The organism is Pseudomonas fluvialis (genome assembly GCF_002234375.1).
Classification (GTDB): Bacteria; Pseudomonadota; Gammaproteobacteria; order Pseudomonadales; family Pseudomonadaceae; genus Aquipseudomonas; species Aquipseudomonas fluvialis.
In genome coordinates this window covers 24,495-34,153 of sequence record NZ_NMQV01000026.1, presented here as the reverse complement: position 1 = coordinate 34,153, position 9,659 = coordinate 24,495, and the positions used below count along the sequence as shown (strand labels likewise).

Sequence of the window (9,659 nt, the reverse complement as noted above, 5' to 3'; positions counted from 1 at the left end):
GCTCTGAAAAACTGCACCTTGCTCCATGGAAACCTCCCGGGGATATGCCTTGCGTATAGCCCATTGTGCCAATCAAACGGGATATGTCAACGACATATCCCTAACTAGCCATCCACCTACCACCATAAACGCCCGGTCAGCCTTGTGCTGGCTGGGCGTTTTTATGCCTGCAGGAGAAATATGATGAAAGCTACTTCATTGAATCGCAGCCCCAGCAAAACCCGTCCGGCTCTGCGCCTGGTCAGCACCAAGGAGCTGCCGCGCGAAGACTGGCTGCAGATCCGCAAGCAAGGCATCGGTAGTTCCGATGCAGCTGCAGCGGTCGGCCTTAACCCCTACAAATCGCAGCTGGAACTCTGGATGGAGAAAACCGGTCGTGATGCTGGCATGCCCAAGGCTGATCCTCAGGATGAGGAAAGCCCAATGTACTGGGGCAACGTGCTGGAGCCTATCGTGGCCTGGCACTACAGCAAGCGTACGAAGAACAAGGTGCGGCGCATCAACGCCGTGCTGCAGCACCCGGATCCAGAGCTGCCCTGGATGCTGGCCAACATCGACCGCGAGGTGATCGGGGCGGACGATGTGCAGATTCTGGAATGCAAGACAGCAGGCATAAATGGGGCACGACTCTGGAAAGAGGGCGTGCCTGAGTATGTGCAGCTGCAGGTGATGCACCAGCTCGCCGTCACCGGCAAGCAGGCGGCGGATGTGGCGGTACTGCTGGGTGGTCAAACACTGGAGATCCACCGCATAGAGCGGGATGAGCAGATGATTGCTCGCCTGATCGAGCTGGAGCGCAAGTTCTGGCAGTACGTGGAAACCGATACGCCACCGCCGGCCGATGGCACAGCATCCGCTGATGCTGCCCTGCGTTGCCTCTATCCGGAGGACAACGGCCAAGTCGTCGACTTCAGCCAGCATGCTGGTCTTTCAGCGGCTTACATCGAGCTGAAGGCCGTTCGACAGTCGATTGCTGACAAGGAAAAGCGCGAGGCTGAGCTAAAGCAAATGCTGCAGCAGGCCATGGGCGATGCTAGCCGGGCGGAGTTCTCCAACGGTTACATCACCTGGCGCAAGGCCAAAGACAGTGTCGGCTTCGATGTCGCGCAACTGCTCAAAGACAAGCCGCACCTGCAGGCCAAGTACCCACTGCTGAAAACGGGTGCGCGGCGCTTCCTGGTCGGTTAATCCCCCCGCTCAACCATTCCCTCCCCTTGGCCAGTCTATGCAGTTCGCGCTGCGTGGCTGGCCTTTTTTCGTTTGCAGGAGAACCATCATGCTCAAAGGTCTGGCAATCACCCCGCCCGTACTCGGACGGATTTCCATCGGTAAAGTCATCGAGAAGAACGGCAAACGGCTGCCGGAGAAGGATGACCAATTCACCATCACATCCCAGGTGCAGGGTAAGGACGGCTGGCTGCTGCACCCGCTCAATGACGAGCTGCGTCAGGGCAAGGACGACAAGCTGCGCAGCATTCCGGTACGCCTGCTGTTCAACGAACCGGAGCTGAATTTCCGGGCTGACTACACGCTGTTCGACCGGCAATCGGGTCGACCGGTTTGCGTCGGCAATGGCGAGACCTGCAAGCGGGTCACTCAGGACGGCATGCAGTCGTTGCCCTGCCCTTCGCCGGATGCCTGTCCGCTGGCCAAAGGCGGTGCCTGCAAGCCCTACGGCCGACTGAACGTGGTCATTGGCGATGAGGATCCGCTGGGCAGCTTCGTGTTCCGCACCACCGGCTTCAACAGCATCCGCACCCTCGCCGCTCGCCTGCATTACTTCCAGGCCATCTCGGGCAACCGCCTGGCCTGCCTGCCACTGGAACTACGTCTACGTGGCAAGTCGACGCGCCAGAGCCATGGCACGCCGATCTTCTACGCCGACCTGACAGTACGCGGCAGCATGGACATGGCTGAAGCACTGGTGACGGCCAGCGAACTCGATTCGAGGCGCCAGGCTGCCGGCTTCAATCAGGCCGCGCTAGATGAAGCTGCACGACGTGGCTTCGGCAATGGTGCCTTCGAGGACAGCGAAGAGGATGTCAGTGCCATCGTGGAAGAGTTCTACCCCGAGGGTGAGGCACCTGCATCAGCGCCCACCGTTTCACTCCACCCAACCAAACCCAGCCTGGCTGAAAAGCTCGATGCACAGGCCGCTCGACAAAACACACCCTCAGACTAAGGAGGACGCCATGCGCCTGCACAAGCTGAAAGCCAGTGACACGACCGGCACCTACTTGGTCGATTCGCCGGTCACGGAAAACGACATTCTACTGATGGCCCGGCAGTTAGCGAATCTACGTCTGCGTCGGGGGCGAGCACTGACTTCACCGAAGGAAGTGTTCAGCCACCTGCAGGCGTTGCTGGCCGAATATGAGCATGAAGTATTTGCCCTGCTCATGCTCGACAGCCGGCACCGAGTGATCGCATTTGAGGAAGTGTTTCGCGGCACGCTGGATAGCGCCAGCGTCTACCCACGGGAGGTCGTGAAGCTCGCCCTGGAGCACAACGCCGCCGCCCTGATCCTGGTGCACAACCACCCTTCGGGTGACCCTGAGCCCAGCATGGCGGATCGCAACCTCACCACGAAACTGCAAGACGCGCTGAATCTCGTCAGTGTGCGCACGCTCGATCACATCGTGGTGGGGAACGAAGGCTGCGTGTCACTGGCAGAACTGGGCTACCTGTAAGGAGGCGATATGAAGCTACTGCTACGCACGTTCGCAGCCGCGTTCATATTTTCCGGGATCCTGGCTGGCTGCCTGGCGATATTACTACTGGTGATTCTGATGGTGCGCTTTCCGCCACTGCTCGTGGCCGTGATACTGGCATGCTGGATCTTCAATCGGCTCAAGCGGACTTAAATTGATAGCTGATGCCCAGGGAGGCCGCATGCATGCGGTGCTCCCTGGACAGATCCTTCGCTGTTCTTTTTTTGTCAGTCAGGCAGAATCCACCGCCCATTCGAAAGTCAGCCAAGCAACGATGAAACTACTCAACACTTACGACGACCGCGACGAGGCCGAAGCTGCAGCGGATAAGCTGACCGGAGAAAAACGTCTGGCAAGCGAACGCGACGCCACCGTAGTCATCTACAACCTATTTGGTATTCCCAGCTGGGGTAATTTTCATCGCCTAGGCATGTACAACCTGGGCGAGCTGAAAAGCCTGCTGGACCGCCGTGATGGCTGGCAGCCGGCCGATCAGGCGCGTCACGCTGAGATCCTCGCCACACTGAAAACGGTCGCGAAGAACTACAGCATCGAAATCCCGGCTCACTGGGCATAGCAGCGGGCGTCAACCAGTCCGCCCGCCACGAATGCAACTATTCAAACTCGTAGGTATTCACCTTGAGCACGTTGCAGTTCTCTTTAACCGAGCGCTGAAGCGAGTCATCGAAACCACCTGAGCTGCTGGCCTGGATGTCGATGGAAATAGTCACGTTCACGCCGTGCTTGGCCGTGAACTGCTGAATGACCTCGTCGACCAGCGTTGCAAACTGCATCTTGGCTTTCACTGGATCTAGCTCCGCGCTGGCATAGAACTGCGTCGGCAGAGCCTTCACCACCGGAACATCAACCGATCCAACCGAACCATCCACAGCCCCAGCACCGCCAACTGATCCAGTAGAACCTCCCACAGGAATATCATGGATCAGCTCGCCGGCAGGTATCTGCACTGTGGACGCCGCATTGGCTGCTGCATCCTTGGCTCGGAGCACCTCTTCATAGTCTGAGGCCGCGCTAGGTTCGATGAGTAGGCAAGAACCATCGAGAATGACCGAAGTCGATTTGCCATAAACAAATCCCGGATAGCGGTCGCCTTCCTTGCCCTGCGCCACTGCGAAAAAGTCCTTGCTCTGTACCCCTTGATTCAGAGTGCGAGCGAACACCTGATCGTCGCGCAGGCGCGGCAGGTACAAATAGCAGCAGGTCTTCTGCCAGACATCCAACGCGCCAGCTTCAGCCACGCCGTCCTTCCAGAACCAGCGCTTGAGCATGTTGGACAGATGGATCGGTGCCCACTCGGTGATCAACAACTCGTTTTCCCGCAGGACTTTTTCAATCTCCTGCGACAGATTGGCAGCACCAGGATTTACGGCATAGGGCTCCCAGACAATCTCCGTCAAATTGCCCGCATGCTGCACGGGAGCAAGCAACCATTTCCAGGTTTCGCGCAGGGTGCGGTTCAGCGTCTCGCGCGCCTGTTCAAGGCTGGCAGAAGCATTTTTCGCCATCAGGTTGTCGAGGGTAAGGCGGTTGTCCTTGTAGTCGCTGACGATGGACTCCCAGGCCAGCACCGAACGTGCGTGATCCTTCAAGCGGCTGACGTTGTCGGCATCCGCGGCCAGGAAAATCAGGCGGTTCTGCTTTTGACGCGGCTGCTCGCCTCGACTTTTAAGGATCTCCAGCGCCTTGTTCATCGCCGCATTCGGCCCTGTTTTGCTGTAAGGCGAATCAGGCGCCAGCACTACCAGGCGCAGCGTCCAGTCATCCGGTACATCGGCACTGCCAGTGAAAACGTGCACGCCACCAAAACAGCCGCCCAGGTTGTTGAGGCGCTGACGCAAGGTGGGGAACACATCCTCACGATCCTTGAAGCGCTTCTTGCGTTCCTCCATCTCGCGACGCAGGTTCGGACGCGTGTCGAACCAGTAACGACTGTTGGCACTATTCAGGTAATGCAGCTTGTCACCCAAGCGGCGCAATGCATCCTCGTACAAGCCCAGTTGCTGCTCTGGTTGCGCGCTGCCCAGGAGCACGCGCTCCAGCTCGATACCGCGAACCAACTGGCTGGAGGTGGTCGGCGCACTGCCAAGGAAGATCGTACGTGCAGTTCGACGGCAGGCATGCACAGCCCCAAGGCGTGCATCATGGTTCTCGATGGCGACGGTTTCGGCGCGCGGCCCGTCGATATCCCGATCCACGACTGGATCCCAGCCTGCCGGCAGGTAATAGGTGAACTCGTTGCGGGTGTCAGTATCCGCAAACGGCAGGCTGCCGGCCATGATCAATGGATCGTTGTTTCCGTCTTTCCACAGGCTGTAGATGATCTTGGCCATCATCTTCAGCACACCACGGGTGCGCTGGAAGTTATCCAGGCTCGACCAGTCGTCATAGAGCCGGTCAAACACCTCAGGATGAATGGGATAAGCCTGCTTCAGACGCTCGTAGTAATGGCTTTCCTGGGTTTCAGACGGGAACTTGCCGCTATGGGCAATATAGAAATCCGCGAACTGACGGCACACCTGTTCGGCAGCCAATTGGTCATTGATTCGGCTGAACAAGCGACGACGAACGATTTCGAACGCCTCCTCCGTCGCCACCGGTTTCCACAGCGCCTGCACACGACCGAAGTAGTGCGACAGCGCCTCCAAGGCGCGCACGCCACGCTGACTTCCAGCTTCTTTTTCGGACTCAGGCAGCGAGGCCAACATGACCGCCGTAGGCACAGCCTTGAGCGCCTCGGTCAGCGCCTGGACAAAGGTCAGGTTGGAGTCGAAGGTTCCGCCGGCCAGCGAAACACCCTCCTCGAACTGGCGGATATAGGCCACCAGTTCGTCGACCAGGATGACGCAAGGTGCATAACTGCTTAGCAGCGTGACCAGCACGTCTTTACCCGGCGAGGTGCCCGAAAGGTCAGCATCAGCCACCAGCGCATAGCCCTCATCACCGCCCAGTTGCCAGGCCAACTCCCCCCACAGTGTGCGCACTGAACAAGCGCCATGCTGCACCGGCTGGTTGGGTGACGACTTGATGCCATCCAGCACCGCTACACGCGCAGGTGCCAGCTCGTTAACACCTGCTTTGTTTAGAATCGCGCCGACGCCAGGCATCTCACTCGCCGGCACCTTGCCCTGAGCAAGGTGATAGACCGCCAGCATGGTGTGGGTCTTACCGCCACCGAAGGCCGTCTGCAACTGAATGACAGGGTCGCCGCCTTTACCAGACAAGCGCTTAACCACCGAATCCAGCAACAGGCGCATACCCTCGGTAATAAAGGTGCGCTGGAAAAACAGCTTCGGATCTTGGTACTCCGCTGCAGCCGTACCGGTGTGGACACGAGTGATATCGGCAGCGAATTCCGCCTGAACAAAAGTGCCGCTACGCACGTCTTCATGGGGCTCGGCGATAAGGCGCCAGGGTTTCAACGACATTAGATAATCCCTTCAAAAATTAATCGAGGCCAAGCCCCAGCTGCCCGACAGATTCACCGGCTGTTTGTTCAGCAGCTACGTTTCCAAGCCCAGAGTCTTTTATGAGTTCATAGCGCACAGGTTTTGAAAGCTTGCGCACACGCCCTTCATCGACCGACTGCTTGAGCCAATCGTTGATCTGCTTCTTTGGCACATCCCACTGCTCAGCCAATTCGTCAGCGGTGACGGCTGCCTTGAGGCACGCCATTTTGCGGAGAAAGAACTGATAAAAACTCATTTCTATTGGGACAGCATTTGGCTCGGGACTCGTTTGAGCCGCCTGCTCAACCAGGCAACTGACTGGGGGCGATGCTTGTGACAGCGCTGCTTCAGCGACATCCGGACCTGATTGCTCCGTATCGGTAACAGCAACTCCGTTTTCAGTAGAAAGCAGATCGGCTGTAGCCAGATTGGAAGTGGCTGGCGCACACAAGCTCTGTATATCCAGATGCTCGACAGCCCCCTCCAGCCAGTACCCACCTTCAGATATCAGTGCCTGGTTCCCGGACTGAACATCCTGAACTCGCTTGACCCACAGGGGTACCCAAGCCTTTTTCAGGTTTTCAATCGCTCCGCTCCAGGTCCCGCCTTTTGTATCAGAGCGAACAACCACCGCTGCTTGGCTCAGGCAGTAGATGTACTTGTTACGCGCCATTGCGTTTCCGGCGTTGAAACCTGCTTCAGGATAAAACGGCGAAACCAGTACGAGATTGTTGTCCATCAAACCCTTGCGCCACTTGCTGGCCATCGCTGCCGACAGCAGGCTATCAGCCATGATGCCGATGACGGTTCCATCCTGTTTCAAACCACCCAACATTGCAGCCTCATCGACGCCACGCGCACCACCTGAGACCACCGACAAACCTGCCACCGCAATACGCTCACCCAAGGCCGTGGCGAAGCCAAGATCCACCTCATCCGCCTTGCGTGCACCAACCACACAGACACCACGCTGATTCAACAGGCGCGCATTGCCACAACCGAACAGAACGGGAGGAGCGCTGTTTCGCAGTCGCTGCTTGAGCAGCTTGGGGTAGTCTGCATCCGAGCGAGTCAACACCCATATCCCAGCGCGACTCCATTTCTCCAGGGCCAATGCCAGCGCATGCCCTCGCCCAAGCAGTTGCTCGATGCGATCAAACGAGATCTTGTCGTCTTGCCAGCCCTGCAATACTGCACGCGGCTCAGCCGTCACCAGGTCTGCAGGCGTCTTGCCTTGCTCGTTGAGCCACAGTGCGAAACGCCCCCACTCCGTCGGAGAGAGCGGTTTGGCGTCGCCAGCTGACTTCGAGAAATAAGAAGTCAGCAGCAGGATCGACTGTGTATTGGTATTTATCATGCCTTGCTTGCCGTAGATGAAATTGCCAGCGGATAGACAGGCCCGCTACCAGCACGCCTAAGCAGTGCAGCAATAACGGTCATCGTCCAGCCTGAATCGATCATGTCATCAACCAGCAGTACCGGTCCCGATGGGATGCCTTCGCCTACAGCGAACACGCCATCTAAATTCCGGCACTGGTGGAAACGATTGTATTGCCACTTCTGTGGCTCATTCTGCCTGACCTTGCTTACGCACTCGACAAAAGGAATCCCTAGAGCTGCCGCCAGCCGCTGAGCGAAATCAGGAACCAACTCTGGATGCCCCAGAGAAGGTACACAGCACAGCCAGGTGGGCTTGGGCACAGGCTGCCATCGCGCTTGGATCATCTCTGCCATAGCAGCAACCAGTGCGTCGTCAAAATGGCCTTGATCTTTGCCGTCAGCCGCTAACTCTCCCCAACCACCATCACGCCATTGCGACAGAACACGCCCCTCTTCCGCCTGAAGCTGAGGGGGTAGATTCGTTGGGAAGCCGTAGTATTTAAAGCCCCCCTTGGCGACCTGCTTCTTGGGTTTGATAGGAAACTCTGCATGCCGAATAAAGGTCGCGGCCTCATGCACCAGCTTGCTGTCCACAGCACCGGACACCAGCGCCTTACCCAGGCAGTTTGCGCACTTACCGCACGGCTCATGCTCGGGGTCATCAAGCGCAGAGCGTAAAAATGCCATCAGACAACCAGGCTCATTCAAATAAGCCTGCACTTGCTGCCACTCCTGCTCACGCAACAGAGTGAGCTGAGCAATTCGCTCTTCATCAAGCTCGTAAGGAACGGGCGTGCGGTACCACTTGCTGCCGATCTTGATCAGCGGTGCAGGGTTTTCAACGCTGAGCAGCTTTAAGATTTTCTCAATCTGCCCATGGGCGAGATTGCTGTGCTCCTCCAAATCACGCAGCGTCAGACCATCATGACTCGCTAGCACACCCAGCAAGTGCCGCACCTGGCCTGCAGGCGGGAAAGCCGAGCGCCTGAAGAAAGCATGAATCTTCTCGTCTTCCTCACCAGAGACCAGCAGACCAAGTGAATAATCGATGGCTCGCCCTGCTCGGCCGACCTGCTGGTAGTACGCAACGATAGAGCCAGGCGCCTGGTAGTGAATGACAAAGCCAAGATCCGGCTTGTCATAGCCCATACCCAGCGCAGTGGTCGCCACCAAGACCTTGATGTTATTCGCCAGTAACTCATCTTCCAGGTGCTGACGGTATTGGTCACTGCTATCGAATCCTGGATGGACTACGTCACTGTGATACGACGCAGCATTAATCCCATTGGCGCGAAGCCAGCGAGCGACCTGCTCGCTATCGCGCTGGGTGAGCGTATACAGAATGCCAGTACCCGGCAGGGTCGGGATGGTTTGAGCCAGCCATGCCAATCGACTCGCTTGATCCGGCATGCGCAAATTCTCCAACGCAAGGCTCTCTCGGGTCAGCGTGCCACGCACAATCTGGATATCGCCGAACTGCGCCTGGATATCCCGAACCACTCGGTCATTGGCTGTAGCGGTCGTCCCCAGAACAGGGGTATTGGCTGGGAGGAAACGCAGGATGTTGACGATGCGCCGGTAGTCCGGCCGGAAATCATGCCCCCAGTCGGAAATACAGTGCGCCTCATCAATCACCATCAGGCCGATACGGTCCGCAATTGGCTGCAGAATGGTTTCCATAAACCCTTCGTTCGACAGCCGTTCCGGAGAAATCAACAAGCAATCCACCTGATCGGCAAGCACCGCCTGCCGTGCCTGCTCCCATTCATGGGTGTTGGTTGAGTTGATGGTAACAGCGCGAATGCCCAAGCGGCCGGCAGCCTCGATCTGATTACGCATCAGCGCCAGCAAAGGCGAGATGATAATGGTTGGCCCCAGCCCTCGGTCTCGCAGAATCCGCGTACTGATAAAGTACACCGAGCTCTTGCCCCAGCCTGTGCGCTGGACAACCAGCATCTTCTTGCGCTGGTTGACCAGGGCATCAATAGCCTCCCACTGTCCATCCCTGAAAACGGCTGCCGCATTGCCAATCGCGACCTTCAGCAGCCTCTCAGCATCATCCCGTTGCATCCCTAAATTCCTTTACGTCAATTCATCCCAA

At 57.7% G+C, this 9,659-nt stretch carries 7 protein-coding genes; 4 read left to right on the top strand and 3 right to left on the bottom strand.

Translation table 11 applies throughout. The features are described from left to right. Positions 1–183: 183 nt before the first annotated feature. The 4 genes from CFY91_RS13790 to CFY91_RS13775 all read left to right on the top strand — a co-directional run bounded on the left by CFY91_RS13790 (position 184) and on the right by CFY91_RS13775 (position 3,288). Positions 184–1,188, top strand: a complete 1,005-nt coding sequence (locus CFY91_RS13790; RefSeq protein ID WP_093986956.1) for a YqaJ viral recombinase family nuclease — start codon at positions 184–186, stop codon at positions 1,186–1,188. Positions 1,189–1,276: 88 nt separating this feature from the next. Beyond that, positions 1,277–2,182, top strand: a complete 906-nt coding sequence (locus CFY91_RS13785; RefSeq protein ID WP_093986955.1) for a recombination directionality factor — start codon at positions 1,277–1,279, stop codon at positions 2,180–2,182. 10 nt (positions 2,183–2,192) lie between these two features. Beyond that, complete coding sequence (gene radC, locus CFY91_RS13780; RefSeq protein WP_093986954.1) at positions 2,193–2,690, top strand: RadC family protein; 498 nt, start codon at positions 2,193–2,195, stop codon at positions 2,688–2,690. Positions 2,691–2,985: 295 nt separating this feature from the next. After that, positions 2,986–3,288: a hypothetical protein gene (locus CFY91_RS13775; protein WP_033983048.1), complete on the top strand. Its 303-nt coding sequence runs from the start codon at positions 2,986–2,988 to the stop codon at positions 3,286–3,288. A gap of 37 nt (positions 3,289–3,325) precedes the next feature. On the opposite strand, the gene CFY91_RS13770 is transcribed toward CFY91_RS13775, so the two are convergent. From CFY91_RS13770 to CFY91_RS13760, 3 genes are read right to left on the bottom strand one after another with little or no spacing between them, the layout of a single operon-like run. Continuing rightward, positions 3,326–6,157: an ATP-binding protein gene (locus tag CFY91_RS13770; RefSeq protein WP_093986953.1), complete on the bottom strand. Its 2,832-nt coding sequence runs from the start codon at positions 6,155–6,157 to the stop codon at positions 3,326–3,328. 19 nt (positions 6,158–6,176) lie between these two features. Next, positions 6,177–7,535, bottom strand: coding sequence for a DNA-processing protein DprA (locus tag CFY91_RS13765; RefSeq protein WP_093986952.1), 1,359 nt, complete (start codon positions 7,533–7,535; stop codon positions 6,177–6,179). Then, positions 7,532–9,628, bottom strand: a complete 2,097-nt coding sequence (locus tag CFY91_RS13760) for a RecQ family ATP-dependent DNA helicase (RefSeq protein WP_093986951.1) — start codon at positions 9,626–9,628, stop codon at positions 7,532–7,534. The genes CFY91_RS13765 and CFY91_RS13760 overlap by 4 nt, the downstream gene beginning before the upstream one ends. Positions 9,629–9,659: the final 31 nt, after the last annotated feature.

Coding starts and splice junctions, on each gene's coding strand:
- CFY91_RS13790 (WP_093986956.1), top strand. CDS start 184: ATGAAAGCTACTTCATTGAATCGCAGCCCCAGCAAAACCCGTCCGGCT.
- CFY91_RS13785 (WP_093986955.1), top strand. CDS start 1,277: ATGCTCAAAGGTCTGGCAATCACCCCGCCCGTACTCGGACGGATTTCC.
- radC (WP_093986954.1), top strand. CDS start 2,193: ATGCGCCTGCACAAGCTGAAAGCCAGTGACACGACCGGCACCTACTTG.
- CFY91_RS13775 (WP_033983048.1), top strand. CDS start 2,986: ATGAAACTACTCAACACTTACGACGACCGCGACGAGGCCGAAGCTGCA.
- CFY91_RS13770 (WP_093986953.1), bottom strand. CDS start 6,157: ATGTCGTTGAAACCCTGGCGCCTTATCGCCGAGCCCCATGAAGACGTG.
- CFY91_RS13765 (WP_093986952.1), bottom strand. CDS start 7,535: ATGATAAATACCAATACACAGTCGATCCTGCTGCTGACTTCTTATTTC.
- CFY91_RS13760 (WP_093986951.1), bottom strand. CDS start 9,628: ATGCAACGGGATGATGCTGAGAGGCTGCTGAAGGTCGCGATTGGCAAT.